The organism is Aeromonas sp. QDB11 (assembly GCF_027705265.1).
Classification (GTDB): domain Bacteria; phylum Pseudomonadota; class Gammaproteobacteria; order Enterobacterales; family Aeromonadaceae; genus Aeromonas; species Aeromonas allosaccharophila.
In genome coordinates this window covers 36,121-62,095 of the sequence record NZ_JAPDBM010000025.1, presented here as the reverse complement: position 1 = coordinate 62,095, position 25,975 = coordinate 36,121, and the positions used below count along the sequence as shown (strand labels likewise).

Genomic DNA, 25,975 nt, shown 5'->3' with positions numbered 1-25,975 from the left:
AGGTCCTGCATCGAGAAAACCGACTACCCGTTCCCGGAGGAGTTGGTGCTGTCAACACCGTCCCGGTGAACGGTTACCTTGAGGGGGCTAGCTAAGGTCCCACTGACGTTACAGGTGGAGATCCAAGTCCCCCCATTCCAATAACCACCGTTGTTGCAGTTGGCGTTCGGCTGGATGGTTTTGCCAAGGAAGGGATAATTGGTATTCATGGTCGCGCTGACGATCTTGCTCTCGCCACTCATGGCGAGCAAACCGGGAGAAGCATGGCTCTGAACCGGGTAGGCGAAAGCTGCAGTACACTGACTGGCAGCCTGTACCGAAGCGGAGCACAAAACCAACGCCGACAAAAAATAAGCGCTCGAACGGAGCATCATGAATTATCACTCCTCATTTGGGATCTCACGGCGTCATTCCATCATAAGCTTCGGCCATCAGAGTTCTGCTCACGGCAAAATCAGGGTTGGCACTGTTAAGGTCCGAGTTGCCACAGGTGCCGACACTCTCGAGGCGATAACCATTGGTCACAGATCCGTTATAGGTCACCGGCACCGTGGCGCAACGAACCACAGCCTGACAGTTGGTCAGCCCGGGATTACTGGCAAAGCTCAGTGTGCTGGTTGCCTGGCACACCGCTGGTGGCGTCGGTTGGGCAAGCGTGCGTTTGGGGAACAGTCGATAGAGCGCCACTTCCAGCCCGCTCTGGGCGGCCAGCAGGGCGCGCACGCTGCGCACCTCCACCGTATTTTTTTCGCCGCTATCAACCAGAAAACGGCCCATGGCAGCGGCCAGCAGCGCCATTACCACAATAACAAACAGGGCGATCATCAAGGCGCTGCCTCGCATCCGACCGAAAGCCTGTGGATCAGGGCACATTGAACACCTCTATCTTGTGGTTGAAGGTGACCGACTCCCCCTTGCGCTCGAAGACAAAGCGCATGCCAAACTCCCCTTCGGCGTTAAACGCCGAGGTTTCCCGATAGAAGGTGCCAATACGAAGGGAATCCGCCATCAACACGCCTTGCGCGGGTAAAGGTGCACCAATGGCCGCGGTGGCACGGGTCAGCGTGTTTCCTTCCACACAATAACGCACCTGCTGGTTGGCAAAGTAGACCCGGCTGCCTGGAGAGAGGCCAGCCAGACTCTCGGTGCTGGTATAGCGGATGGTTTGCGCCCCGGAGACGGGCGTCAGCACATCGGTAACCTTGGCCACGCAGCGGCCATAATCGCAGCCTGCCGTGAGCGAACCGGCATTTTTGTCCGGCACGGGGAAGACGATCAGCTGATCATCTTTTTTGACGGCGGTGGCATCCACATCCAGTGGGTTGGCAGCAGAAGCCGGGGTCGCCATCACCAGCTCAAGGGTGGTCGTGCTCCCCGACATGGCGCGGTTAAGCGCCAGATAGCGGCTGGAGGTGCTAATGGGCCAGAACCGCAGACAGGCGCCGGAGTCGATCCATGTCCCGCCAGTGGTCTCTATCCGCTCCGATCCCGGCACCGCATCACGCAGTTCGCGGTTAAGCCGCTCCATGGCGAAGCGGGCATCGCTCATCAGCTGCTCACGGCTACTGGCATCGCCATAAATCTGGCTGCCGATACCGATAAACTGGCTGGTAAAGGTCGCCATAATTCCGAGCAGCAGGATGACCATCACCAGCTCGACCAGGGTAAAGCCACGGTTACCCCGAGGTTGGCGGTAGGTTCGATTAGCCGGTCGGCGTAATCGGACGTCAGAAATGGTTACAGGCGCAGACATTCGGACAGGCAGGCAACACCCGACAGCGGAGCGATCCATCAGTAGTTCCCCCGGTAGAAGGAGAAGTCGAGCACGCTCTCATCTGGCAGCTTGATCTGCAGATCGATGCGTTTGCCCACAGAGCAGGGCGCTACACAACTCTTGAAGCTGCCATCGCTAAAATCTGCGGCACTTACTGCAATCCTGACCTGATAGTTGCGATATTCATCATCATTATTCGTAACCCAGCTGGTTTGCGTAAACCGGCTGGCCTGCTGCCAACTGCCCGCGGTATCAAAATCATCCACATCGTTATAGGTGTAGGGCTCTGACTCGCCGGTGCCATCAGGACCATAGCTGCTGGAACAAGGGGAGATGGTCACCCCCGCCACCTGCTCGCCACAGCGATAACGGCCACCGTTATGATCGGAGTTTTCATCAAACGACTTTTGCAGGATCTCGCCGGCCAGCCGCTGGGCCAGCTGGGCGGCTCGCACCTGCTGTACCGGATCCACTGCCTGTGGCGCCTGATTAATCAGCAGCCCCAGAATGCCGGTCAAGGCCACCGCCAGCAGCACGATGCCGACAATCAGCTCAATCAGGGTAAAACCGCGATCAGGGGCTCTCATGGATAAACCCCTCTGACTCAATCTTGATACGGCCACTCTCGCGGCCATCGGTGACTTGCAGCTCACAGCCACCGGCGCAGCTACCGAGCGGGCGGCCCATCTGATCAAAGCGAATCACAAAAGGAGGCGTCCCCTTGTTCGAGGAGAGGGTGATCCCGGCAGACAGGGTCACCGGACGACCACGGGTGAGCTGATTAGCGTTCCAGCTTGATATGGCCGCAGGATCGCCACAAGGGGAGAGCGTGCTGTGGCCAAACTGGCCCGCGTCAACCCGCAGTGAGGTACAACGAATGGCCGGTTCGTGCATATTGACGGTCTGCACCAGCCGCAGGCGGGTCAGCAACTCGTCACGCACGGTTTGAGTTTCAAAGCCGCCTTTGCCCAGCCATTTGGGCACGGCAAAGGCGGCCAGAATCCCGAGCAACAGGATCACCAGTACCAGTTCAATGAGGGTAAAACCCTTATGCCTTGACTCTAACATGTCAATAGAAAGGGTAGGAATTGACTCCTACCCTTTCCATCATCCAATTACTTACAGCCAACCAAACTGATGGTCGGTGTACCGTTAGAAACGGTAACTTCCTTGTAGGTAACAGAACAGCTGTCACCTTTACCGCTTGGAGCAAAAGTTATGGTGTTAGCTGCTACAGCACCAGAAACTTTCCAACCATCCAGCGCCACCGCCTCGCTGATTGTGGCCGCAGTTGGATACCCATATGCTACAGCAACTTTATCGATTGGAGCGGCCATAGAGATCGGCCCAGCACTGGTCTCATAGCCATTCAGAACAGCTTTGCTATAAACCAGCGCAGAAGCACTTTGCAGGGCAGCTTGTACGCCTTGTGCTGCAGACTTACGAGCATCATCCTGCAGATTCAGGAACTTGGGTGCAGCGGTGACCGCAAGAATACCCAGAATGATGATCACGATAACCAGTTCGATCAGGGTAAAACCCGCCTGTTTTTTCATTTCACTTTCCTCTGTTAATTAATATTGGTGGTCACCTGACCGGATGCCGGACGGTAACTGAAACTCATAAATGCATCAGTCTTGCCTTGCGGATCCTGATACTTGCCATCACTGCCCTTACTCAAACTATTGACCAGATAGTAGCGGCAGACCGAATCAAGCCCGCTACCACTCACGGTGGCATAGTATTTCAGGTCATTCCCGCTACCACGCACTTCATTGAAGGTGGCCGTAGCCTTGGGCGGGTTTTGCAGCAGCCCCTCCCAAATATTGAGACAACGCTCGGCTGTCAGACTGGCCGGATCCACATTAGGATTGCCGCTGGCAGCGGTATCCATCGGATAGCCGGGCGACAGCTCGCCGTTGCTGATCTGGCTGTCTGTCGGGGTAGTCAGATAGAAGCGGCTGCCGTCATAGAGCACGGTATTGAGACTGTCCTGTTTGGCGCGACCTTCCGCCTCCCACTGAGCCCGCACCAGCGAAACGCCGGTAGCAAAACCGCCAGAGACCCCTTCTACGCTGGCCTTTTTCGCTTCGTCGGTCACATCGAGAAAGCGTGGCAGCGCAGTCACCGCCAGAATTCCCAGGATCACGATAACGATCACCAGCTCAATGAAGGAGAAGCCAGCGGCCCGTCTCATCATCCCGTTTTCCGGCATTGTTGGTGCCATTGGTTTCATTGTCATGCTCCCTCCGTAATGCCCCGCATTATTTCATGCAGGCCCAAAAAAATCATGTAGTTGGGTCATATGATTAGCTTCATTCAAGGCTTTTTCATCACCCGCCCGTCAGAAAACTGATAAATCAGCCAATAACCATCCCACCCCATCTCGCAACCACTGCCATCGGGACGAGCCAGAACCTGCAGGGGAGGCATGCCGCCGTCCATCTCACCCACCAGTGCCAACCACAACTGGCGGCAATTTTCCGAAGGGGATTGCAGCGGCACCAGCCCGAGTGGCCAACCACGCGCATCAAATTGCCAACTCTGACCCGCACTATGCAAGGTGTCGGGACGTCGCTCGTCGAGCCAAAGGCCGTGCAAACGCTGTGCCCGCTCGGCGAATTGCTCTCCCAGCAGAGTGAGCGCCAGTTGCTGCGCCTCTTCCCGATGGACCTGATAGCTGCGCACCAGGGTGGCGACGATCACCATCAGCAGGATCACCACAGCGATCCGCCGATATCCCGTCAGCCAGCGATCATCCTGCTGCGTCTGTCTGCTCATCCTGCCCTCGACTCCACCGCTCTCTTGCCTCTTACGGCTAGCATCACGTCCCACCACTCAGACGTGAAGATATCCAGTTCCAGCAAGATTACTTGCCACGAACCGCGCACATCATGCCCCACCGCTCAGGCGTGAAGATGCCGAGTTACTTGCCTCTTACTGCTCGCATCATGTCCCACATCGGTGTGAAGATACCGAGCGCCAGGATCAACACCATTACTGCCACGATCCCGATTAATATCGGCTCGATCCGTGCGGTGAGACTCTTGAGGTCATAATCCACCTCCCGCTCGTAATACTCGGCCGCTTCATGGAGCAGGTCATCGACCTGACCGGTCTCCTCCCCCACGGCGATCATCTGCATCACCAGCGGGGTAAACAGGCCGCTGCTGCCAGCGGTACGCAACAGGCTCTCGCCCCGCTCGATACCGGCGCGCATATCCCGCACCCGTCCCGCCATATAAGCGTTATCCACCGCATCGGCCACCAGGGTGAGCGCCGTGTTGAGCGGCACCCCCGCCTTGAGCATCATGGAAAAACTGCGGGCAAAACGGGCCAACAAAGAGCGCTCTATGATGGTGCCGACGATCGGCAATTTGAGTTGCCAGCGATGCCAGGTCAGCTTGCCCTTGGGTGTAGCGACCCAGCGACGCCAGCCAAACACCATCCCCGCCAGAATGGCGAGCAGCAGCCACCAGTAGTGGACGAAAAAGTGCGAGGTGGCGAGCAGAATGCGGGTCGCTAGCGGCAACTCCACCCCGAATTTGGCGAACATGCCAGCAAACACCGGGATCACCATGATATTGAGGATCACCATGGCGATACCGATGGCGATCATCACGAAGCTGGGGTAGCGCATCGCGGTCTTGATCCGCTTGCGGGTCTCCAGCTCCAGCTCGAAATAGGTGGCGAGCTGCAAAAAGGCCTCTTCCAGCTGACCGGTGTTCTCACCCACATGGATGATGGCGACGAACAGGCTGCTGAATACCTTGGGGTGCGCCTGCATCGAGCTGGAGAGCGGCCGACCGTTGCCGAGATCTTCCCCCAGCGAATGAAGCGCCCGCTTGAGCGGCTTGCTATGGGTGCTCTCCTCCAGCCCGGAGATGGCGCGCAGGATCGGGATCCCGGCCCGGGTCAGGGCATACATCTGGCGGCTGAAGATCACCAGCTCGTCCAGCTTGACGCCCCCTTCCAGCAACAGCGACCAGTCGATGGCGGCGGATTTGGCCTTGCCCGGTTTGAGCTCGGTCGGCATCACCCCGCGGCGCATCAGCTGCTCGGCGGCAGCCATCTCGTTGGCCGCCTCGACCACGCCACTGATGGCATTGCCCTGGCTGTCACGCCCCTTGTAGGCAAAGTTAGCCATCGCTTACCCCAAATCCTCGGCCAGTCGCAGCACCTCGTCCACCGAGGTAATCCCCTGGCGGGCATAATCGAGGGCGGTGAGGGCCAGCGGCCGGTAGTGTTCGTGTTGACGGGCCGCCTTGGCGAACCCTTCCGCATCGTTGCGGCGCAGGGCATCCATCATCGGCTGATCCAGCTCCAGCAGTTCGTAAACCCCGATCCGGCCGGAATAACCGGTAAAGTTGCAGCTCTGGCAACCCCGTCCCTTGTGATAGGTGTGCTGGCCGGGCGCCTCGCCGGAGAGCACGGTGAGCCAGGTGGCCTGCCCTTCGTCCGGCGCCTTCTCCTCGACGCAGTGCTCGCATACCCGCCGCACCAGCCGCTGGGCGACCACCGCCCGCAGGGCGCTCGCCACCAGATAGCCGGGTGCCCCCATGTCGATCAGACGCAGGGCACTGGTTACCGCATCGTTGGTGTGCAGGGTGGTCAGCACCAGGTGACCGGTGATGGCGCCACGCAGGCCGATCTCTACCGTCTCGTTGTCCCGCATCTCACCCACCAGCAGGATGTCCGGATCCTGACGCAGAGTGGAGCGCAACACGTGAGAAAACGTGAGGCCAATCTTGGGGTTGACCTGTACCTGATTGACGCGGGGCAAGCGATACTCCACCGGGTCTTCTACCGTGATGATCTTGTGGCTGGACTGGTTGAGCTCGGAGAGCGCGCCATAGAGGGTGGTGGTCTTGCCGCTACCGGTCGGGCCGGTCACCAGGATCATCCCGTGCGGGCGTTTGAGCTGGCGGCGGAAACGGGTCAGAATCTCCGGCGGCATGCCGGTCTCGGTCAGCGACAGGATGCCGGAGGATTGATCCAGCAGACGCATCACCACCGACTCGCCATATTGCACCGGCATGGTGGACATCCGCACATCCACATCGCGGCCGCGCACCTTCATGTTGAAGCGGCCATCCTGCGGCAAGCGCTTCTCGGAGATATCGAGCCCCGCCACCAGCTTGAGACGCAGTACCAGCGCCTGGGCGATGCGCACCTCGTTGAGAATGTTCTCGTGGAGGATGCCGTCGATCCGCTGGCGAATGCGCAGCACCTTTTCGTCCGGCTCGATGTGGATATCCGATGCCCCCACCTGCACCGCATCTTCGAACAGGGAGCGCAGCAGCTTGGCTACCGTCGCCTCCCCCTCGTCATTGGCCCCCAGATTGCTGGAGCCCAACTCAAAACCGGAGTCCTGATACTCCTCCTGCAGCTGTTCGGCGAAGCTTTCGATCTCGCGAGTGCGGCGATAGAGGCGGTCGAAATACTCCAGCAGCTGCCCTTCCCGCGCCACCGCCAGCACCATGATGCGCGGGCTGAGCAGGGCGGCGATGGCATCCAGTGCGCTCAGATCCGCAGGATCCGACATCGCCACCGTCACCTTGTTGTCGGTGAGATGGACCGCCAGCGCCCGATAGCGGCGCGCCTGCACTTCGGGCAGCAGCGGCACCGCGGCGGCGTCGATGGTGAGGTTGTTGAGATCGAAGAAGGGCACATCCAGCTGGCGGGCGAGGAACTGCAACAGCTGCACCTCGCTGATAAAGCCGAGGTCGATCAGGGTGGTGCCCAGCTTGCGGCCAGTCTGACGCTGCTGTTGCAAGGCAAGCTGCAACTGATCATCAGAGATGATCTGCTCTTGTACCAGCAGGTCGCCGAGGCGCATTTTCAGTCTGGGTTGTGCCATGTTTGCTCCGATATCTGTTACTTCACACCCGTTGCCGCATCCGATCAGGCTTCGCTAATCGAACCTGCAGTTTATCAAGGGGTTAGTTGGCCAATTCGTTGTTCCAACCAGTTGGTCGATGCCTCGCCGAGGTTGCCGTGCAGCAGGGCGTTGCGATAGGCATCGAGCGCTCGCTGGCTGTGCCCCTGACCATCCTCGGCCACGCCGAGGCCAAGCCACCAGCGCCCCTGATCCGGCTGCTGGCGCAGCAGCTTCACATAGAGCGCCGCCGCATCGGCATTCTGACCCAGCTCCTGGGTCAGCCCGGCCCAGGTCGCGTAGTAGTCCATGTTGCTGGCGAGATCCGGCTGATAACCGGACAACCAGCCAAGCGCCTGCTGCTGCTGCCCCTCGCTGATGGCAAGACGGGCCAGCAGCAGACGAAAATCGGCCTGCTGGGGATCGAGCCGGATCCCCTCCTCCATCAGCTGACGCGCCTCGGTCAGGCGGCCCTCACCGTAGAGCAAACCAGCCAGCTGCTCCCGCGCACCCTGGTTGTAGGGATCGTGGGCCAGCACGTCGTAATAGTTGTCCTGCGCATCCCGCAGGCTTCCCTTGGCCATGGCGGTGGTCGCCTTGCGCTCCGCCAGCGCCGCCAGCTCCTTGGCCGACAGCTCCACCGTCTCGATCTTCAATACGCCCGGTTTGCGCGGCGCGCTGGCGACCGCCTGCTGCTCTGCCGCCAGTTCGGCGTAGAGCTCGGGCTGCAGCTCTTCATCGGTCGGCTCCGACTCGTCAACATCGCTGGAGGCATCAAAGGGCGCACCGTCGGCCGTGTCGCCCGAGTCACCTTCTCCGGCCTCGTCGTTAACTTCATCCTGACTTGGCAGCGGCAGCGCAGCCGCCACCTCGACCGGCTCGGACTGACTGACAGGCGCGGCGGCCCTTGTCACCACATCGGGAGTCACCGTATCAGGAGTGACCACTTCACTGGCGGCAACTACAGGGTGAGTCTGCTGCCAGTAGATCCAGGTTCGCCAACCGAGGATCCCCAGTGCCAGACCGCAGATCAGGGTCAGCAGCAACATCCACCATCCCTGCTGACGCGCAGGGGCAATATAGACGGCAGCGCCATCGGATCCTTGCTGACGCTGATCCAGATCTTTCAGCATCTGGTTGATGACGCTCATGGCCAGACTCCATAAGCCAGGGCGCACCCCAGCAACAGTAACAGGGGCCACCAGCGCCGTGGCGCAAAGCGGCTGGCATCGTCGGTATCGCGAATGGCGAGCCGTACCAGATGGCTATCGATCTGGCGCACACCCTGACCATAGGCCAGCATCAAGCACTTCTGCGCCAGGATATTGATAAGTCTCGGGATCCCTCGCGATGCGCGCCACAACAGACGCATGGCTCGACCTGCAAACAGCGGTGCCCCGCGGTAACCGGAGACCTGCAATCTGTGCTCCAGATAGGCGCGGGTCTCGTCAAAACGCAGCGGACGCAGGCAGTAGGAGAAGCCAATCCGCTGGCGCAGTTGGCGCAGATGCGGCTTGGCCAGTCTGGCATCCAGCTCGGGCTGGCCAAACAGCACGATCTGCAGCAGCTTGCTCGATTCGGTCTCGAGATTGCCGAACAGGCGGATCGCCTCCAGCGTCTCGTCCGGCAGCGCTTGCGCCTCGTCGATCAGCACCACCACCCGGCTCCCCTGCTGGTGCAGGCTGATCAGGTGACGGTGGATACGATCGGTCAGATCCAGCTCGCTCTGATCCCGCACCGCCAACCCCAGCTCCAGCGCCAGCGCGATGCGCAGCTCGGCCGGGGTGAGATGAGGATTGGGCAACCAGGCGAGCCGCACCGGGCGCGCTTCCGAGCCCAGCTCGCTTAGCAACTTGCGGCAGAGCAGGGTCTTGCCGGTGCCCACCTCGCCGGTCACCTTGATAAAACCCTCCCCCTGCGCCAGCGCCCAGTTGAGCACCTGCAGCGCCTCTTCATGAGGCGGCAGGCCGTAGTAGAAGCCGGTATTGGGAGTGAGGCTGAACGGCGCCTCCTGCAGGCCGAAGTGGGTCAGGTACATAAGACCTCACCTGCCACGGCGAGCACGCGGCCTGTGCTGGCAAAGCAGCACAGGCCGTTCGGGATAAGGGTGACCGCATCTGGTGTCATGGGTCAGCCCTTGGCCGGATACCACTTGTCGAGCAGCTCGGAGGAGCGTTGCAGCTCGTTTTGCCAGGTGTCTTTCTCCACCACGGTCGGTTTGAGCATGATCACCAGCTCCACCTTCTTGGTGCTCTCGCGGCGGTTGGTAAAGGCCTCGCCCACCCAGGGAATGTCACCCAGCAGCGGCACCTTGCTGACAATCTCCTGCTTGTCGGTCTTCATCAGACCGCCGATAACGATGATGTCGCCATTATTGGCCTGCACCACGGTATCGGACTCGCGGATCGAGCTCTTGGCGAGCGGCAGCTCCAGCGGTTTGGCGGTGCCGACGTTGATGATCTTCTTCTGCTCTTCGGTATCGATAACAGAGGGATGGATGTGCAGCAGCACCTTGCCCTCTTCATCGATCTGCGGCGTTACGTCCAGCGCAATACCTGAGAAGAAGGGGGTCAGCTCCACATTAGGGGTCACGATAGGTTCGGCCGTGCCGGTCGAAGTCACTGTAGTGGTCGAGGCGTTGGTGACGAAGTACTCGTCCGTCCCCACCTTGATCACCGCTTTCTGGTTGTTGGTCGCGGTGACACGGGGGCTGGAGAGGGTATTCACATCGCCCTGGGTCTTGAGCAGGTTGACTGCCACGTTGAAGTTGCCGTCAGAGATCTTGAAACCGGCGCCGCCACCCAGCGCACTGAAGATCTGGTTGGGGGTGGTTGGCAACTGAGTGCCGGCCAGTGAACCGCCACCGGTGATCCCCTTGCCGCCATCCCAGCTGGCGGAGAGGCCGCTCCAGTCAACACCCTGCTCATACCCTTCGTTGAGGGCGACTTCGATGATCCGCGCCTCCAGCACCACCTGACGTTTGAGGTGACTCTCGGATTGATTGAGGAATTCACGCACCGCCTTGAGCTCTTTCGGATAGGCTCGGATGGTGACCAGACCCGCCTGCGGGCTGGTGATCACGGCGCGCCCATCGCCACTGCCGATCAGGGTCTGCAGAGAGTCGCGCAGATCGGTCCAGTAGTCGCTGTTGGTATCGGTCTCGATACGGGTGCCATTGCTGCTGTCACCGTTCGAGTTGTTGCCGGAGGAGTTATTGGTGCTGTTGTTGTTGGACGAGTTGTCGAAGCTGCCGTTGCTGTCGTTGTTGCTGTCATTGGCCGTCACCCCGCCGGTACTGACCGAGGTGCGGGAGAGGCCGCGACGGGACATCATCAGATAGTTGACCGGGATGGTCTCGGTGCGCAGACCCGCCGGATAGATATGGAAGACATTGCCCTTGCGCTGCACGTCGAAGCCGTACATGTCGCCCACCACCGCCAGCACCTCTGGCAGAGTCACATCCTTGAGCTCGACGGAGACCAGCCCGGCCACCCCGGGGTGCACCGCCACGCTGTAGCGGGAGCCCTTGAACAGGGAACCGAAGAACTCCACCGCCTCCACGTCGTGAGCCGCGATACGCAGCCGCTTCTCCGGCATGCCGACCGGCATCTGCGGCCGGTTCAACTGCAGCAATTCACTTTGCACCGATTTGGGCAACGCGGTCAGAGGGGCAGCCTGTTTCTGCTGTTCGTTCATGGCCTGTTTGAGGGCATCCTTCGCCTGGGTCGGCTCGGGGTGCTGATACGTGGTACAGCCTGCAGCCATCATGGCCACGGTGATCAGACAGAGACGGTGTTTTTTCATGTAATTAGGGCACCCTGACTTGCAATTAAACTCGATAAAGCCGATTCACCTCTCGAGAGGCAAGCACGACTCAAACCCGGATCTTGCTGGCAAACAGTGTTACTGCATGGCGTTTTCCCGCCTTTTCCAGCACCACGGCATCGGCATTGATGGCCACCAGCGTATAGCCGTCCACCTGTTGTCCGACCCGATAACTCTTGCCATTGAGCACCGCCAGTGCCGGGCCATTGCCCAGCACCACGCTCTGCAGCTTCGGCAAACCGGCGCTGCTCTCGCCGGTCGCACGGGCGCCAACCGCCACATCCGCCAGCGGCGCGGTGGGATCCTGCAATACTTCGACCTGCTCCGCCTGTACCAGCACGCTGAACAGGCAACAGCACAACGCAAACACTCTAGCCACGGATAAACTCCTTGCTGGTACTCAGGGTGTAGATTTCCATCTCCACCACCGCGCCGGGATAGGCTTTGACCTGATAATCGAACTGCTTCCAGTAGAAGTGGCGCGGCAAGGCTTCCAGCGCTTTAAGATATTGATACACATCGAAATAGCCGCCTTCGAGCTGAAGCCGGATACCATGCTTGTAGAGATTGACCTTCTGCTCCCCCGCCATCAGCGGGGTCGGCTCCAGCGAACTGAGCGCCAGCATATGGAGATTGGCGGAGCGGGAGAGCAACGCCTCCAGCACCAGCGGCATCTCGTGCGCCGGGATCAGATCCACGGTCTGGGCCTTCAACTCACCGTCGATCCGGGCCAGATCCGCTTCCACTTGCGCCAACTGGTCACGCACTCCCTGATTGGGATCCCGCTTGAGCCGGGCCTGTTTGCCGAGGTTCTCCAGCTCCATGATTTCGAGATCACGCTCGGCGGCGCTCAGGGCCATGCGATCCTGCTGCAGGCGGGCATCGGCGCCCTCGAGCCAGCCGTAAATGCCGGCCGCGCCCAGCAGTACCAGACCGGTCAGCAGGATCAACACCCGCTCCCGCTGGCTCAACACGGCGATACGCTGGCCCCATGCCTGCCATTGTGCTTTCAGGTTCATCAGGGTTTCTCCCGCGCGATGCCGCTCAACTGGAAGGTCAGGCGACCCTCCTTGTCACGGCTCAGGGTCAGTTCACCAAACTCCTTGCCCACCAGACTCGGGGTCTGCTTGAAGCGGTTGACCCAGGCCGGCACATCCTGACTGCGGCCAGCAAAGCCGGAGAGGTTGATCCGCCCTTCGTTGATCTCGATACGCTGCAACGAGAGGTTGCTGTTGCGAATGCGGGAGAGATCCGCCATCACGCTGGCGTAGCCCTGGGATTTTTGCAGGGTCAGGCTGCCGAGCTGGCGCATCAGCCCCTGCTTGGCCGTCAGTTCATCCTGCTTGTTGACCAGTTGCTGTTGCAATCGGGGATCTGCCTGATGGCGCGCCAACTCGGCATCGAGCCGTTGCGCCTCGCTGCGCTTGAGCTCCAGCTCGGCATGCCGCTGTACCAGTGCCCGGCTGACCTGTTGCTGTTGCCAGCCGTAACCGACGCCCACCAACAGCATCAGCAGCAGCGCAAAGCCCCACACCAGCGCCATCTGGTTAAGGCTGGCCCACTGCCGTTTGGGGCGAAACTCGGCGCCATAGAGGTTTATTTGACGTTTCATCACGCATCCTCCCCGATGGCGGCAGCATAGGCCGAAAGGTATTCGACGCCGGCCAGCACCGCTTTGTTGGCCATGGCGGAGACGGCAAAGCCGAAAGTCTGCTCCATATGGCGCACCAAAGTACCGATAAAGGGCGAGGCGACGGCAAACTGCATCTGCCCCAGCTCGGGCAATTTCAGCTGGCCCGCCAGATAGTCGAGGGAGCGCTGGATCTCCAGCGCCAGTGAATCGAGCTGCATGCTGTCCGGTTCATGCTCACCGGTCAGGCTGGAAAAACCGCGCAGCTGGCGAGAAAAACAGAGCCCCCCCTGATGGAAGACCAGCAACTGCAGATCCAGCCCCTTGGGCTGCCACAACAGCATGCGCACCACATCATCGGCCTCATAGAGAGAGGTGAGCGCCAGCTCGTCACTGATGATGGATTGCAGGGTGGCGATGCCGTTGATAGCATCGGCCAGCTGTTGCACCCGGCTCTTGGGCAGGCAGATCACATTGATGCGCGGGCGACCGGCTGGCGGGGTGGGCAAATCCACATAGTCCATCGCCAGTTGTAGCACCGGTTCGCTGACATAATCCTTGACCGCCCAGGGGAGCGCCCCCGCCATCTCGGCGTCAGGCACGGCAGGCTTGTCGATCTGGATCTGCTGATAAAGGCTGGCGGCGAGGGCCACCCGCACTCTGGACTTGGCCAGACCATGACGGCTGAACAGCTCGTTGATGGCCACCGCCCACTCCTGCGGGCCGTTGATGGTGCGCGTTGCGAAGACGGGGGGATTGCCCACCGCGGCCAGCATGATCCTGTCATTGGCCAGCAACAGCCCGACCTGGCGGCTTGGCATCGACCGTCTGAACAGTTGTTTCATGTAAGCCCGCCCATCATAATTGGTTAAATGATTGAAATATTAACATAAACAGCAGATTAGCCTCCAGATAAAAGACGGACTCACCATTGCAAGCCAGCCTTTCAAGCGCGCCGGATGGCCATGCCACCCTGCCCTCCCCCCTGCAACGCCTCCACCACCCGTTGCTGACCCGCTATGACGTCGAACTCTGGTGCAAGCGGGATGACCTGATCCATCCTGCCATCTCCGGCAACAAGTGGCGTAAGCTCAAGTACCACCTGCTGCATGCCAGAGAGCACGGCAAACAGCACCTGCTCTCGTTCGGCGGTGCCTACTCCAACCATATCCACGCCCTGGCTGCCGCCGGATATCAGACAGGTCTCCGCACTACCGGTATCATACGGGGCGAAGCCGATGCCGTCAGCAATACCACCCTGAGGGATGCCAGACGCTGGGGCATGGATCTCGTTTTCGTCGATCGCCAGAGTTACCGGCGACGGCAGGATCCCGACTGGCTGGCCCAATTCGATGCACCCGATACCCTGATCGTGCCGGAAGGAGGCAGCAGCCCGCTGGCCATCCCCGGGGTGGCCGAGCTGGTCGGCGAAGTGCCCTTCTCGCCGGATCTCTGGGTACTGCCCTGTGCCAGCGGCGGCACCCTGGCAGGACTCATCGCAGGCAAACGGGATCGGGAGCAGATCCTCGCCATTGCGGTGCTGAAGGGGGGCGACTTTATCACCGACGAGGTGTGCCGCCTCCATCCCGCGGCCGCCAGCATCCCCGGTTGGCGCATCGCGCTCGATCATCACGACGGTGGCTACGCCAAATTCAGCCCGGCGCTCTGGCAGTGGGTACAGGATTTCAGCGCCGATACCGGCCTGCCGCTGGAGCCCATCTACAGCGGCAAGGCGATGTGGGGGCTGTTTCGCGAGCTGGCGGCGGGCCACATCGCCCCCGGCAGCAAGATCGTCTTTATCCACACTGGTGGCATGCAGGGGCTGGCCGGGCTGCGGGAGCAGGGGCGGCTGTGAGCCCCACCTGACGGCAACCGCAAACGAGAGAGGGTCGCCCCAAGGCGACCCTCTGTTGTTTATCTCACGCGCCAGCCGGTTCCGGCACCAGCCGCTGGGGTTCGGCAAACCAGGGCCCCTGCCCGGCATGCACCCCGAGGTGGCGCAGCATCTTCCACTCGTCGCCACTCTCCACCCCCACCGCCAGCACCCGGGTGCGGGTATTGGCGCAGCCCCCCACCAGACTGCGCACCGCCATCTGGTTGACCTGACGGGCGTGGATCTCTCGCACCAGACTGGGGTGCAGCTTGAGGAAGTTGATCTCGAACTCCTTGATGTACTGGGTGCTCACCACATCCTGACCGGCATGATCGATGGCCAGCTGGCAGCCGAGCATCCGCAGGGAGCGCAACGGTCGCTTGAGCGCCTCGAAGTGGCGGGTCACCTGGGATTCGGAGAGTTGCAGGATCAGCCGCTCGTTGGTGCTGCGCGGCAGCTGGAACAGGGCGAAGAAGAGCCAGCGCTGGAACTCGCGGTTGAGCAAGCTCTGGGCACTGAGGGTCAGGCTGATAGGGCAGCTCTGCTCGGAGCGCTGGCGCAGCAGGGCGAGGGTCTGTTCCGCCACCAACCGATCCAGTTGCAACAACAGCCCGACTTTCTCCGCCATCGGCATGAAGATCCCCGCCTGCAGGGCCCGCCCCTGTTCGTCGTGCAAGTAGGTGAGCAGCTCCAGCTGCAACACCACCTGCCCCCGATCCTGCTGGACAGGCTGGGTGTAGAATTCGATGCCGTGCTCTTCGAGGCGGCGGCTGATCAGGGTACGCCAGCGCACCGTGCCCTTGCTGCTCTGCTCCTCATCCAGCTGCTTCTCGTAGAGGAACCAGCCGTTGTGCCCCTGCAGACGGGCACTCTTGAGGGCCAGCTCCGCCTCCTCCTGCACCTTGAGCAGGCTGTCTTCGGCCTGATAGCAGACGGCGCCGAGATAGACCGCCGTGTCGGGATTGATCTCCTGCGGCCAGTGCAGTCGTTGCAGGCTCTTGAGCAGCTGGCTGGCACTATCCACCATCTCGCTCTCGGACATATTGGGCAGCAGCACTGCAAAGACCTGACCGGCGTAGCGGGCCTGCAGGGCGCCGTTATGCTTGCGCACGAAGGCGCCGATGGTGGCGCTCGCCTCCAGCAGCAGGTCGTGCCCCAGCAGCTCGAACTGTTCGGCCTCCAGATCCTCCAGACAGGCGAGATCGATCAGCAGCACACCGCCGCTCATCACGCTCGCCTCCATGATGGCGCTCTCCAGCCGGTTGTCGAAAAACAGCCGGTTGCCGATGCCGGTCATCTTGTCGACGAAGGCGTTGCTGCGAATGAAGTTGTCGAAGCGGCTGCGCTCCTTGCGGGCATCTGCCAGCTCGGCCAGCAGATGGTCGAGGGCTTGACTGGCGGCCACCGGCCACTCTTCGGCGGGGTCGTGGCTCAGCTTGGAGAGTTTGTCATCGAGGATCAGCTGGGCGCGAATGCCCAGCAGTTCGGCACCGCGCAACTGCTGGCGCAGCCAGCGAATGGAGTACCAGAGGCCGAACACCACGATAAAGACGCCGAACGAGATGCCGGACATCGCCCTGATGGAGTATTCCGCCTCCTTGAAGGGACGCTCCAGCTTGAAGTTGGCCTGCATGCCGGTCTGATGGGGCAGCGGGTGGCTGTATGGTTGCAGCAACTGTTCGTCGACCGGATTGCGCACATCGCGGAACCAGTAGACCCGCTGGTCGTTCTGGCGCACCTCCAGCTCCACCACATGAGCCGCCCGCAACAGGGTGGGCAGCCAGCGACTCATATCCTCCATGTCGTGAGCGACATCGAGCTGCTTGTCGATCACTTCAACCAGCGCATCGACCTTCTTTTGCTGCAACTCCATGCCCAGCTCGCGAAAGCTGAACACCCCGCCAATCAGCACGGTCGCCATGGCCGCGATCACGCACAGGGTGATAAATGAGACAAGCTGTGTTGTGAGTTTCATGCGCCTTTCCGTATGCCCGGCATCATCCATTGGAGCTCATGGTAGCAGCGGCAGAGTCACCATCACTATGGACGGGGATCCCGCTTCTGCAATTTAAGCGGGCAAGCATAACTCAAAGCAGAGGGAGAATACCAAGGATGACGGGCTGCGAAAGCGGGAGAGGACAAAGTGACGGGCAGAAAAATGGTCCCTCAAAGGGGACCAAAAGGAACACTCATATCAAAACTAACACTCTGTGCTACTGACAAAAAACAGATACAGGAGATACAGGAGTATTGAACACACGGTGAGTCAAACCGCAGGGCTACTCTAATGCAGTTCGGATAAGCTGGGCAATTGTCATTTATGACAGGTCAGCGATTGAATCTTGCCAGAGTTAATAATAAAAACATTTAAAATCATGTAGTTAAAAAATCAATCAACAAGTGAGACACGTCTGACTCAAATTGATTGCACTAATGCACTATGATGACCCATCCCATTTGTGTCTCATGAAACAGGCAGGTACCCCTTGTTGCGCATCTCATCGGTCTGGATCTCTCTGCTGCTGTTTACCCTGCCCATCGTGGCCAGCCAGTCCCTGGGGTTATGGCTTGCCAAACCGTTGGCCGACTACCTGCTGGAACAGAAAGTGGCCGAGATAAAGCAGGCGCTGGAAGAGCGTCACAAGGAGCTCGATACTGCGCTGACGGAGCAGTTGGCGCAATTTGACTTTGACTGTGGCCCAACGGATATGGCACTGCTGCGCGACCCTCGCTACTACAGCGCCCACATCCGCCTGCAGGGGCTCACTCTGGCATCCGGTGCCAGCTGCTCGAGCCTGGGGCCGGGGCTTCCCATTGTCATCACGAATTATCAAGATGATATCCGGCTCGGCAACTTCGGCTTAACCGCGACACCGGCCAAATTCAATACCGAGCAGGAGCTGGTGGCCTACTACCAATCTGGCGAAAATATCGCCTACTGGGTGCTGGATAACAGCTGGAGCCACCAACTGCTGCAGCACCCCTGTGCCAACTGCTTCTATCTGGAATTCAGTGAGCAGGATCCCGAGGTGACCACCACCTACTTCCCCCGCGGCGACAAGACTATCAAGAGCGAAGAGGGACGCCGCAGCCTGAGCTTCACCGATCCGGCCGTGCTGACCAGACAGACGGTCTGGGCAGGCAAGGCGCTCAATCAATATGCTCTGCAGCAAGTCAGACTTTACGGTCTCTGGGCTGGCACCCTTCTGGGCGTGGTGCTGACAACAGGTTATTGGTTATTGCGCAACTACCGACGCTCTCTCAAGGGGCTACTGCAGGCGGGACTGGCACGACAACAGTTCATCCCCTTCTACCAGCCCGTGGTGGACAGCCAAAGCGGCCAGGTTGTTGGATTCGAGGCGCTGCTGCGCTGGCAACGGGGCAACGAACTGATCCCGCCCGGCGCCTTTATCGACTATGCGGAAGAGCAGGATCTGATCCTGCCGATGACCAGCCAACTGCTGGAAAAAGTGATCGCGGATCTGCCCCGACTCGCACCCAGTCAGTGGGTCAGCGTCAACATAGTGGCCGCCCATCTCGAACAATCACACCTGCACGACTTGCTGCAGCGCCATCAATGGCCCTCTCCTGCCCGGCTCACCTTCGAACTGACCGAGCGCAAGCCCATTATCGACATCGGGGCAGCGTGCAACCAGATCTCCGCCCTGCAGGCGAAGGGCTATCACTTCAAGCTGGATGACTTCGGGACCGGCTACGGCGGCTTTGCCTACTTGCAGAGCCTGGGGATCCGCCAGATCAAGATCGACAAGATGTTTGTCGATACCATAGGCACCGACGACCTCAAGCGCAGCGTACTGGATGCCACCATCGCCTTTGGCCGGGAATCCGGCATGGAGATGATCGCTGAGGGAGCAGAACGTCAGGAGCAGGTGGACTATCTGCAGCGACACGGCGTTCATCTGATCCAGGGTTATGTCTATGCAGCGCCCATGCCGCTGAACAAGTTGACGCTCTGGTTGCTGGCCTGGCAGCAGCATCACTCGAAGGCGGCATAAGTACTCCCCGGCGAACAGGCAAACCTTGACCGATAGAAAGTCGGGTGGCAAAACCCGGCCTCCTCATCTCTTGTAACAAAATGATTTTTCCTTGAGCAGGCAATCGCCTTTATCATTGGCGGGGCCGTCACCCCGGTGACTCGGCCCCACTTTCTCCATACCCCGTCGGTTTAGACCGCCCAGAGATGAGAACCATTGCCTATGAAGACAGTTATCCGGCAAGAGATTGCCCTGCCCGTCGGCCTGCTGACCCTGCTCTTTTTCAAGACCCTGGGCAGCGACCTGCTGACAGAGACAACTCCGCTCGGGATCTATCTTCCGGTATCGGCGGGGCTGCTGGCCATCGTCACCTGGGCCATCTTCTCGGTAGTGCGCCACTCCGACGCCCTCGCCATCAAGCTGGGCGAGCCCTTCGGCACCCTGATCCTCACCCTGTCGGTCATCTCACTGGAAGTGGTGATGATCTCCTCGGTGATGCTGACCGGCGAGCCCAACCCCACCATGGCGCGCGATACCATGTTTGCGGTGGTGATGCTGGTGAGTACCGGTCTGGTGGGTTTCACCCTGCTGTTTGGCGGCTGGCGTTACCACACCCAGAGCTTCAATCTGGACGGGGTCAAATCCTATCTGGTGGCCATCATCCCGCTGGCGCTGCTCTGTCTGGTGCTGCCCAACTTCACCCGGGGCGGCACGGTCGGCAGCATGTCGAGCGCCATGTCCTGGATGCTGATCATCATCTCGATCCTGCTCTACGGCGTCTTTCTGCTGATCCAGACCCGCAGCCACAGCCACTTCTTCGTCGACAGCGATCACGAGGATTACGAGGAGCACCACGGCCCGCTGCAGAGCAACGTCTACCACACCATCCTGCTGCTCGCCTACCTGATGGTGGTGATCCTGCTGGCCAAGACCCTCGCCGTGCCTATCAACTTCGGCGTGAAGATCATGGCGGCACCTCCTGCGCTGGGGGGCTTTATCGTGGCCTGTATCGTACTGGCGCCCGAAGCGGTCGGGGCCATCAAGGCCGCCTTCAACAACCAGCTGCAGCGGGCGATGAACCTCTACTTCGGCTCGGTGCTGGCCACCATCGCCCTCACCGTGCCTGCCGTGCTCTTTATCGGCGCCATGCTGGGTCAGGAGGTGCGCCTGGGCCTCTCCGCCGCCGACATGGTGCTGCTGGTCACGACCTTGATGGTGTGCAAAGTGACCTTCAGCAGCGGCCGCACCAATGTGCTGCACGGCGCCACCCATCTGGTGTTGTTCGTCGTCTATCTGTTCCTGATGTTCGAGCACGAATAACCGCCTTCAACCAACGTCAGAAACGCAAAGACCGCCCGATTGGGCGGTCTTGTATCATCTACTTCCGGATCTTGCGGGCGCCAATGAAGCGGCTTCCCCCTCATCCCCAACCCTTCTCCCGCCAGGGGAGAAGGGGGACCAAGGCTTACAGGCTGGGCAGCACCCCGGCCGGGATCAGATCGTTGTAACTGGCGCGGCCCAGCAGCGCGGCGGCCGCCTCGATATCCGGCGCGAAGTACCTGTCCTTGTCGTAGAAGCTCACCTCTGCCCGCAGTCGTCCCTTGGCCAGCTCGATCAGCTCGGTACTGCGCAGCGGCGCGCGGAAATCCAGCCCCTGTGCCGCCGCCAGCAGCTCCACCGCCAGAATGCCGCGGGTGTTCTCCGCCATGTCCGCCAGACGGCGACCGGCGAAGGTCGCCATGGATACGTGATCCTCCTGGTTGGCGGAGGTGGGCAGGCTGTCCACCGAGGCCGGGTGGGCCAGCGTCTTGTTCTCGGAGGCGAGCGCCGCCGAGGTGACCTGAGCGATCATGAAGCCCGAATTCACCCCGCCGTTGTTGACCAGAAACGCCGGCAGACCGGACATGCGCGAGTCGATCAGCAGCGCCATCCGCCGCTCTGACAGCGAGCCGATTTCGGCGATGGCCAGCGCCAGATTATCAGCCGCAAAGGCCACCGGCTCGGCGTGGAAGTTGCCACCGGAGAGGATCTCCTCGTCATCGGCAAACACCAGCGGGTTGTCGGAGACCGCGTTGGCCTCGCACACCAGCACCTCGGCGGCGTGGCGGATCTGGGCCAGACAAGCCCCCATCACCTGCGGCTGGCAACGCAAGGAGTAGGGATCCTGCACCTTCTCGCAGTTGTGATGGGACATGCCGATCTCGCTGCCATCCACCAGCAGGTGACGATAGCAGGCGGCCGCGTCGATCTGGCCACGCTGACCGCGCACCGCGTGGATACGGGCATCGAACGGACGGCGGCTGCCGAGGGCGGCTTCCACACTCATGGCACCAATGGTGATAGCACCGGCGAACAGATCCTCGGCGTGGAACAGCCCCTCCAGCGCAAAGGCGGTGCTCGCCTGGGTGCCGTTGAGCAGCGCCAGCCCCTCTTTTGGCGCCAGCGCGATGGGCTCGAGCCCGGCAATTTTCAGCGCCGTGGCGGCATCGATCAGCTCACCCTGGTGACGGGCCTTACCTTCACCGATCAGCAGGCAGCTCATATGGGCCAGCGGTGCCAGATCGCCAGAGGCGCCGACGGAGCCCTTCTTCGGCACCACCGGATAGACTTCGGCGTTAATGAGGCGCATCAGCGCCTCCAGCACAGTCAAGCGGATGCCGGAGAAGCCCCGCGCCAGCGAGTTGAGCTTGAGCACCATCATCAGCCGCACGGTGGCGTCATCCATATAGGTGCCAATCCCTGCCGCGTGGGAGAGCACGATGGAGCGCTGCAATTCATCGAGCTGCTCCACCGGAATACGGGTGTTGGCCAACAGGCCAAAGCCGGTGTTGATGCCATACACCACGCGATTCTGCTCGATCACCTTGGTAACCACCGCAGCGGAGGCGTGGATCCCCGGCAGGGCGGCCGGATCCAGTGAAATATGTACCGGCTCGCGGCTGACGCGGCGCAGGGTGTTGAGGCAGAGCTTGCCCGGTAACAGATTGAGTTCAAACATCTTATTTAACCCCTTTGCCCGTTGCGGTCAGCATCGGCAGATCCAGTTTCGCCTCATGGGCACAGTTGATGGCAATCTCGTAGCCGGCATCGGCGTGACGCATCACCCCGGTAGCCGGATCGTTGCGAAGCACCCGACCGACGCGGCGAGCCGCGTCATCGGAGCCATCACAGACGATCACCACGCCGGAGTGCTGGGAGAAGCCCATGCCGACCCCGCCGCCGTGGTGTAGCGACACCCAGGTCGCGCCGCCAGCGGTGTTGAGCAGGGCGTTGAGCAGCGGCCAGTCGGAGACGGCATCGGAGCCATCCATCATCGACTCGGTCTCGCGGTTCGGGCTCGCCACCGAGCCGGAATCCAGATGGTCGCGGCCAATCACGATAGGCGCCTTCAGCTCGCCATTTTTCACCATCTCGTTGAAGGCCAGACCGAGGCGCACCCGATCCTTGACCCCGACCCAGCAGATCCGCGCCGGCAGCCCCTGAAACGCGATGCGCTCGCGGGCCATGTCGAGCCAGTTGTGCAGGTGAGGATCATCGGGGATCAGCTCTTTCACCTTCTGATCGGTCTTGTAGATATCTTCCGGATCGCCTGAGAGCGCCACCCAGCGGAACGGGCCGATCCCCTCGCAGAACAGCGGGCGAATATAGGCCGGGACGAAGCCGGGGAAGTCGAAAGCGTTCGCAACCCCCTCCTCCAGCGCCATCTGGCGGATGTTGTTGCCGTAATCCAGAGTCGCCGCACCACGGGCTTGCAGGGTCAGCATCGCCTCCACCTGACGGGCCATGGAGCGGCGAGCGGCCAGATTCACCTCCTGCGGGGCGCTCTGTTGCAGCTCGCGCCACTTGGCAACGCTCCAACCCTGCGGCAGGTAGCCGTGCACCGGGTCGTGGGCGGAGGTCTGGTCGGTCACCACATCCGGGGTGATGCCACGGGCCACCAGCTCGGCGAACACATCGGCGGCGTTGCCGAGCAGACCGACCGAGACAGCGGTACCGCTCTGTTTGGCCTCTTCGACCATGGCCAGCGCCTCATCCAGGCTGTGCGCCTTCTTGTCCACATAACGGGTACGCAGACGAAAATCGATGCGGGTCTCGTCGCACTCCACGGCGATCATCGAGAAACCGGCCATGGTGGCGGCCAGCGGCTGGGCGCCGCCCATGCCGCCGAGACCACCGGTCAGGATCCAGCGCCCTTTGGGTTCACCGTTGAAGTGCTGATTGGCCACCGCGAAGAAGGTCTCGTAGGTGCCCTGCACGATCCCCTGGGTGCCGATATAGATCCACGAACCCGCAGTCATCTGGCCGTACATCATCAAGCCCTTCTTATCGAGCTCGTTGAAGTGCTCCCAGTTGGCCCAATGCGGCACCAGATTGGAGTTGGCGATCAGCACCCGCGGCGCATCCTTGTGGGTCTGGAACACCCCGACCGGCTTGCCGGATTGCACCAGCAGGGTCTGATCCTCCTCCAGCCGGGTCAGCACCTCGACGATCTTGTCAAAGCAGGCCCAGTTGCGGGCGGCACGACCGATGCCGCCATAGACCACCAGCGACTGGGGATGCTCGGCCACCTCGGGATCCAGGTTGTTCATCAGCATCCGCAGCGGCGCTTCGGTGAGCCAGCTCTTGGCGGTCAGTTCGGTGCCGCGCGGGGCACGGATCACGCGGTTCGGATCATGACGGGGATCCTGCTGTTGCACAGACATACACACTCCTTGTTGTATCAATAGGGTGCCTTCGGCGACGGGCGGCCAAAGGGGTTAACGGGTCAACAGATGAACCAGTCGCGCGGCCACGCGGGCACTGCGGTTGTCCTGATCCAGCGTCGGGTTGTACTCGGCCAGATCGGCAAGCCTTAGCTTGCCGCTGGCCCGGATATGGGCGATCAGCGGTTCGATCACCGCCAGCTCCACGCCACGGGCGGCGGGGGCACTCACTCCCGGCATCACGGCTCCGGGCAGCACGTCGAGATCGATGGTCAGATAGAGGTGATCACAATCGGCAATAAAGGTGTCGAGCCCAGCCAGCAAGGCTGGCAACCCGGTCTGGGTCATCGCCTCGTCCAGCACATGCCACACACCCAGCGCCTCGGCGCGGGCAAACAGGGCTTGGGTATTGGCAGTCTCGGCCACCCCGAGGCAGGCGTAGTGAAACGGCGTGCCCTGAGCGGCACACTGCTCGGCAATCTGGAAGAAGGGGGTGCCGGAGCTTGCCAATTCCTGCTTCATGCGCAGGTCGAAGTGAGCGTCGAAATTGATAATGCCGACTCGCCCCTGACCCGCCAGATGCAGGTTGAGGCCACTCCAGCTGCCGAAAGCCACCTCGTGGCCGCCCCCCAGCACCAGCGGGAAGTGGCCCAGATCGAGTGCAGCGGAGACCCGCTCGGCCAGACGGCCGTGGACGGCATCGAGATCCCCATCGGTACAGCTCACATCCCCACCATCGTAGACGGGCCGATTCAAGTGCCAGGCGGTATTGGCCAGCAGCTTGCGCACCGCTTGCGGCGCACCAGCGGCGCCGACACGCCCCTTGTTGCGGCGTACCCCTTCATCGCAGGCAAAACCAAGCAGCACCACGCCGGGCTCGCTGTCAGCTTGCCAGGGTTGCACCTTGTTGTGCCAGCGCAGGGCCAGTTCACCATCTTCCGGATCCTGTCGTCCCTGCCAGAGCGACATGTCGACCGGGTTGAACTTATCCATGGAGGGTCTCCTCGCCGTTGAAGATGCGGCCTGCCAGCTGATCGACGCCGACCATGTAGCTCAACTCGGCCGGATGGGCGCAGTGCCAGATCAGGAAATCGGCCACCATCCCCACCCTGAGCTGGCCAAGGCGTTCCTGCTCGCCAAGCGCTTTGGCGGCGTGGCGGGTCACCCCGACCATCGCCTCCACCGGAGTCAGACCAAACAGGGTACAGGCCATGTTCATCGCCATCCGCAGCGAGACGATGGGGGCCGTGCCCGGGTTGATGTCTGAGGAGACCGCCATCGCCACCCCCGCCTTGCGCAGGGCGGCGACCGGCGGGAGTTTGGTCTCTTTGAGAAAATAGAAGGCGGTGGGCAACAGGGTAGCGACTACGCCACGGTGGGCCAGCGCCAGGATCCCCTCCGGATCCAGGTACTCCAGATGATCCACCGAGAGGGCGCCAAAGTTGGCAGCCAGGGTGCTGCCCCCCAGATTGGAGAGCTGATCCATATGCCCCTTCACCGGCAGGCCGTATTGATCCGCAGCCAGATAGACCTGCTCGGTCTGGGCGAGCGAAAAACCGATATGCTCGCAGAAGATGTCCACCGCATCGGCCAGGCCCGCCTCGGCGGCGGCCGGAATGATCTCCTGACAGATGGTCTCGACCCAGCTGTCGGGATCGTCACGATACTCCGGCGGCACCGCATGGGCCGCCAGCAAAGTGGTCTTGACCCGGATCGGCAACGCATCTCCCAACCGACGGGCGACCCGCAGCATCTTGAGTTCATCATCCAGAGTGAGGCCATAGCCGGACTTGATCTCTACCGTAGTGACCCCTTCGCGGCTCAGGGATGTCACCCTCGGCAGCGCCAGCTCAAAGAGCTGATCTTCGCTGGCGGCACGGGTGGCGCGCACCGTGCTGATGATGCCGCCGCCCCGACGGGCGATCTCGGCATAGGGGATGCCCTGCTGGCGCAGCTCGAACTCCTCGGCGCGGCTGCCGGCAAAGACCAGATGGGTGTGGCAATCGATAAGACCGGGAGTGACCAGCTTGCCCTGCATATCCAGCCAGTGGGTGGGATGGGGGCCCTTCAGCTCGGCCATCGGCACCAGCGCGTGGATCTTGCCATCCTTCACGCCGATGGCGTGGAGCGGCAACAGGCCGTAGTCGGCCAGCTCATCATTCAGGGTGGCGGGCGTCACGTTGAGCCAGACCCGCTCGCAGTTCAACAGTTCCTTGTTCATAGCGACCTCAAATGTATATACATATCCTTATAGTCGATCTCTATGACGAAAGAAAGAGCGGAGTTCACATCCTGAT

Annotated in this window: 24 protein-coding genes; 3 read left to right on the top strand and 21 right to left on the bottom strand. The window is 61.1% G+C overall.

Features of this window, described 5'->3' with window-relative positions:
- Positions 1-399 precede the first annotated feature (399 nt).
- The 16 genes from OKC40_RS10635 to OKC40_RS10560 form a co-directional block, all read right to left on the bottom strand.
- On the bottom strand, positions 400-825 hold the full coding sequence (locus OKC40_RS10635; RefSeq protein WP_270795149.1) for an MSHA biogenesis protein MshP: 426 nt from the start codon (positions 823-825) through the stop codon (positions 400-402).
- Between the two features lie 37 nt (positions 826-862).
- On the bottom strand, positions 863-1,753 hold the full coding sequence (locus OKC40_RS10630; protein WP_270795148.1) for a PilW family protein: 891 nt from the start codon (positions 1,751-1,753) through the stop codon (positions 863-865).
- Positions 1,754-1,791: 38 nt separating this feature from the next.
- On the bottom strand, positions 1,792-2,361 hold the full coding sequence (locus OKC40_RS10625) for a prepilin-type N-terminal cleavage/methylation domain-containing protein (RefSeq protein ID WP_270795147.1): 570 nt from the start codon (positions 2,359-2,361) through the stop codon (positions 1,792-1,794).
- Positions 2,348-2,842 carry a prepilin-type N-terminal cleavage/methylation domain-containing protein gene (locus tag OKC40_RS10620; protein WP_270795146.1) on the bottom strand — a complete coding sequence of 165 codons (495 nt, stop codon included), beginning with the start codon at positions 2,840-2,842 and terminating at the stop codon, positions 2,348-2,350. Before OKC40_RS10620 ends, OKC40_RS10625 begins: the two co-directional genes overlap by 14 nt.
- A 47-nt stretch (positions 2,843-2,889) precedes the next feature.
- On the bottom strand, positions 2,890-3,330 hold the full coding sequence (locus OKC40_RS10615; protein ID WP_005348618.1) for a prepilin-type N-terminal cleavage/methylation domain-containing protein: 441 nt from the start codon (positions 3,328-3,330) through the stop codon (positions 2,890-2,892).
- A gap of 14 nt (positions 3,331-3,344) precedes the next feature.
- A complete protein-coding gene (locus tag OKC40_RS10610; RefSeq protein ID WP_270795144.1) occupies positions 3,345-4,016 on the bottom strand; it encodes a type II secretion system protein in 672 nt (223 codons plus the stop codon).
- 77 nt (positions 4,017-4,093) lie between these two features.
- Positions 4,094-4,555 carry a hypothetical protein gene (locus OKC40_RS10605; RefSeq protein WP_270795142.1) on the bottom strand — a complete coding sequence of 154 codons (462 nt, stop codon included), beginning with the start codon at positions 4,553-4,555 and terminating at the stop codon, positions 4,094-4,096.
- A 145-nt stretch (positions 4,556-4,700) separates the two neighbouring features.
- The gene (locus OKC40_RS10600; RefSeq protein ID WP_182933356.1) at positions 4,701-5,921 is read right to left on the bottom strand and encodes a type II secretion system F family protein; all 1,221 of its coding nucleotides are present in this window, start codon (positions 5,919-5,921) and stop codon (positions 4,701-4,703) included.
- A gap of 3 nt (positions 5,922-5,924) precedes the next feature.
- Positions 5,925-7,634 (bottom strand): MSHA fimbrial ATPase MshE, encoded by a 1,710-nt coding sequence (gene mshE / locus OKC40_RS10595; RefSeq protein ID WP_270795139.1) that lies wholly within the window; start codon positions 7,632-7,634, stop codon positions 5,925-5,927.
- Between the two features lie 74 nt (positions 7,635-7,708).
- The gene (locus OKC40_RS10590) at positions 7,709-8,803 is read right to left on the bottom strand and encodes a tetratricopeptide repeat protein (protein WP_270795137.1); all 1,095 of its coding nucleotides are present in this window, start codon (positions 8,801-8,803) and stop codon (positions 7,709-7,711) included.
- Positions 8,800-9,690 (bottom strand): MSHA fimbrial biogenesis protein MshM, encoded by an 891-nt coding sequence (gene mshM / locus OKC40_RS10585; protein WP_193860616.1) that lies wholly within the window; start codon positions 9,688-9,690, stop codon positions 8,800-8,802. The genes OKC40_RS10590 and mshM overlap by 4 nt, the downstream gene beginning before the upstream one ends.
- Before the next feature lie 92 nt (positions 9,691-9,782).
- Entirely contained in the window at positions 9,783-11,456 is a 1,674-nt protein-coding gene (gene mshL, locus OKC40_RS10580; RefSeq protein ID WP_270795132.1) for a pilus (MSHA type) biogenesis protein MshL, read from the bottom strand.
- A gap of 70 nt (positions 11,457-11,526) precedes the next feature.
- A complete protein-coding gene (locus OKC40_RS10575; RefSeq protein ID WP_058054210.1) occupies positions 11,527-11,856 on the bottom strand; it encodes a SctD/MshK family protein in 330 nt (109 codons plus the stop codon).
- Positions 11,849-12,496, bottom strand: a complete 648-nt coding sequence (locus tag OKC40_RS10570) for an MSHA biogenesis protein MshJ (RefSeq protein WP_182933345.1) — start codon at positions 12,494-12,496, stop codon at positions 11,849-11,851. Before OKC40_RS10570 ends, OKC40_RS10575 begins: the two co-directional genes overlap by 8 nt.
- Entirely contained in the window at positions 12,496-13,089 is a 594-nt protein-coding gene (locus OKC40_RS10565) for a PilN domain-containing protein (protein WP_270795129.1), read from the bottom strand. The genes OKC40_RS10570 and OKC40_RS10565 overlap by 1 nt, the downstream gene beginning before the upstream one ends.
- Entirely contained in the window at positions 13,089-13,952 is an 864-nt protein-coding gene (locus OKC40_RS10560) for a hypothetical protein (RefSeq protein WP_031227904.1), read from the bottom strand. The genes OKC40_RS10565 and OKC40_RS10560 overlap by 1 nt, the downstream gene beginning before the upstream one ends.
- Before the next feature lie 86 nt (positions 13,953-14,038).
- On the opposite strand from OKC40_RS10560, the gene OKC40_RS10555 reads away from it, so the two are divergent.
- On the top strand, positions 14,039-14,962 hold the full coding sequence (locus OKC40_RS10555; RefSeq protein WP_270795127.1) for a 1-aminocyclopropane-1-carboxylate deaminase/D-cysteine desulfhydrase: 924 nt from the start codon (positions 14,039-14,041) through the stop codon (positions 14,960-14,962).
- A gap of 64 nt (positions 14,963-15,026) precedes the next feature.
- Here the strand turns inward: OKC40_RS10555 and OKC40_RS10550 are convergent, their stop codons facing one another.
- On the bottom strand, positions 15,027-16,955 hold the full coding sequence (locus OKC40_RS10550; protein ID WP_042057110.1) for an EAL domain-containing protein: 1,929 nt from the start codon (positions 16,953-16,955) through the stop codon (positions 15,027-15,029).
- Positions 16,956-17,469: 514 nt separating this feature from the next.
- Between OKC40_RS10550 and OKC40_RS10545 the strand changes: the two genes are divergently transcribed.
- Both OKC40_RS10545 and OKC40_RS10540 read left to right on the top strand, forming a co-directional pair.
- Positions 17,470-18,996: an EAL domain-containing protein gene (locus OKC40_RS10545; protein ID WP_410487621.1), complete on the top strand. Its 1,527-nt coding sequence runs from the start codon at positions 17,470-17,472 to the stop codon at positions 18,994-18,996.
- A 201-nt stretch (positions 18,997-19,197) separates the two neighbouring features.
- Positions 19,198-20,295: a calcium:proton antiporter gene (locus tag OKC40_RS10540; RefSeq protein WP_270795123.1), complete on the top strand. Its 1,098-nt coding sequence runs from the start codon at positions 19,198-19,200 to the stop codon at positions 20,293-20,295.
- A gap of 145 nt (positions 20,296-20,440) precedes the next feature.
- Here the strand turns inward: OKC40_RS10540 and hutH are convergent, their stop codons facing one another.
- The 4 genes from hutH to hutI are packed head-to-tail and all read right to left on the bottom strand — an operon-like array spanning position 20,441 to position 25,899.
- The gene (gene hutH, locus OKC40_RS10535; RefSeq protein WP_270795122.1) at positions 20,441-21,973 is read right to left on the bottom strand and encodes a histidine ammonia-lyase; all 1,533 of its coding nucleotides are present in this window, start codon (positions 21,971-21,973) and stop codon (positions 20,441-20,443) included.
- A gap of 1 nt (position 21,974) precedes the next feature.
- The gene (hutU, locus tag OKC40_RS10530; protein ID WP_270795117.1) at positions 21,975-23,678 is read right to left on the bottom strand and encodes a urocanate hydratase; all 1,704 of its coding nucleotides are present in this window, start codon (positions 23,676-23,678) and stop codon (positions 21,975-21,977) included.
- 54 nt (positions 23,679-23,732) lie between these two features.
- Positions 23,733-24,671: a formimidoylglutamase gene (hutG, locus tag OKC40_RS10525; protein ID WP_270795114.1), complete on the bottom strand. Its 939-nt coding sequence runs from the start codon at positions 24,669-24,671 to the stop codon at positions 23,733-23,735.
- On the bottom strand, positions 24,664-25,899 hold the full coding sequence (hutI, locus tag OKC40_RS10520; RefSeq protein ID WP_270795112.1) for an imidazolonepropionase: 1,236 nt from the start codon (positions 25,897-25,899) through the stop codon (positions 24,664-24,666). Before hutI ends, hutG begins: the two co-directional genes overlap by 8 nt.
- Positions 25,900-25,975 lie beyond the last annotated feature (76 nt).

What these genes read in the sequence shown, in the direction of transcription:
- OKC40_RS10630 (WP_270795148.1), bottom strand. Translation starts at nt 1,753, where the DNA reads ATGTCTGCGCCTGTAACCATTTCTGACGTCCGATTACGCCGACCGGCT.
- OKC40_RS10605 (WP_270795142.1), bottom strand. Translation starts at nt 4,555, where the DNA reads ATGAGCAGACAGACGCAGCAGGATGATCGCTGGCTGACGGGATATCGG.
- mshE (WP_270795139.1), bottom strand. Translation starts at nt 7,634, where the DNA reads ATGGCACAACCCAGACTGAAAATGCGCCTCGGCGACCTGCTGGTACAA.
- OKC40_RS10550 (WP_042057110.1), bottom strand. Translation starts at nt 16,955, where the DNA reads ATGAAACTCACAACACAGCTTGTCTCATTTATCACCCTGTGCGTGATC.
- OKC40_RS10570 (WP_182933345.1), bottom strand. Translation starts at nt 12,496, where the DNA reads ATGAACCTGAAAGCACAATGGCAGGCATGGGGCCAGCGTATCGCCGTG.
- OKC40_RS10565 (WP_270795129.1), bottom strand. Translation starts at nt 13,089, where the DNA reads ATGAAACGTCAAATAAACCTCTATGGCGCCGAGTTTCGCCCCAAACGG.
- mshL (WP_270795132.1), bottom strand. Translation starts at nt 11,456, where the DNA reads ATGAAAAAACACCGTCTCTGTCTGATCACCGTGGCCATGATGGCTGCA.
- hutI (WP_270795112.1), bottom strand. Translation starts at nt 25,899, where the DNA reads ATGAACAAGGAACTGTTGAACTGCGAGCGGGTCTGGCTCAACGTGACG.
- OKC40_RS10600 (WP_182933356.1), bottom strand. Translation starts at nt 5,921, where the DNA reads ATGGCTAACTTTGCCTACAAGGGGCGTGACAGCCAGGGCAATGCCATC.
- OKC40_RS10615 (WP_005348618.1), bottom strand. Translation starts at nt 3,330, where the DNA reads ATGAAAAAACAGGCGGGTTTTACCCTGATCGAACTGGTTATCGTGATC.
- mshM (WP_193860616.1), bottom strand. Translation starts at nt 9,690, where the DNA reads ATGTACCTGACCCACTTCGGCCTGCAGGAGGCGCCGTTCAGCCTCACT.
- OKC40_RS10560 (WP_031227904.1), bottom strand. Translation starts at nt 13,952, where the DNA reads ATGAAACAACTGTTCAGACGGTCGATGCCAAGCCGCCAGGTCGGGCTG.
- OKC40_RS10625 (WP_270795147.1), bottom strand. Translation starts at nt 2,361, where the DNA reads ATGAGAGCCCCTGATCGCGGTTTTACCCTGATTGAGCTGATTGTCGGC.
- OKC40_RS10590 (WP_270795137.1), bottom strand. Translation starts at nt 8,803, where the DNA reads ATGAGCGTCATCAACCAGATGCTGAAAGATCTGGATCAGCGTCAGCAA.
- hutH (WP_270795122.1), bottom strand. Translation starts at nt 21,973, where the DNA reads ATGTTTGAACTCAATCTGTTACCGGGCAAGCTCTGCCTCAACACCCTG.
- OKC40_RS10620 (WP_270795146.1), bottom strand. Translation starts at nt 2,842, where the DNA reads ATGTTAGAGTCAAGGCATAAGGGTTTTACCCTCATTGAACTGGTACTG.
- OKC40_RS10540 (WP_270795123.1), top strand. Translation starts at nt 19,198, where the DNA reads ATGAAGACAGTTATCCGGCAAGAGATTGCCCTGCCCGTCGGCCTGCTG.
- hutU (WP_270795117.1), bottom strand. Translation starts at nt 23,678, where the DNA reads ATGTCTGTGCAACAGCAGGATCCCCGTCATGATCCGAACCGCGTGATC.
- OKC40_RS10635 (WP_270795149.1), bottom strand. Translation starts at nt 825, where the DNA reads ATGATCGCCCTGTTTGTTATTGTGGTAATGGCGCTGCTGGCCGCTGCC.
- hutG (WP_270795114.1), bottom strand. Translation starts at nt 24,671, where the DNA reads ATGGATAAGTTCAACCCGGTCGACATGTCGCTCTGGCAGGGACGACAG.
- OKC40_RS10610 (WP_270795144.1), bottom strand. Translation starts at nt 4,016, where the DNA reads ATGACAATGAAACCAATGGCACCAACAATGCCGGAAAACGGGATGATG.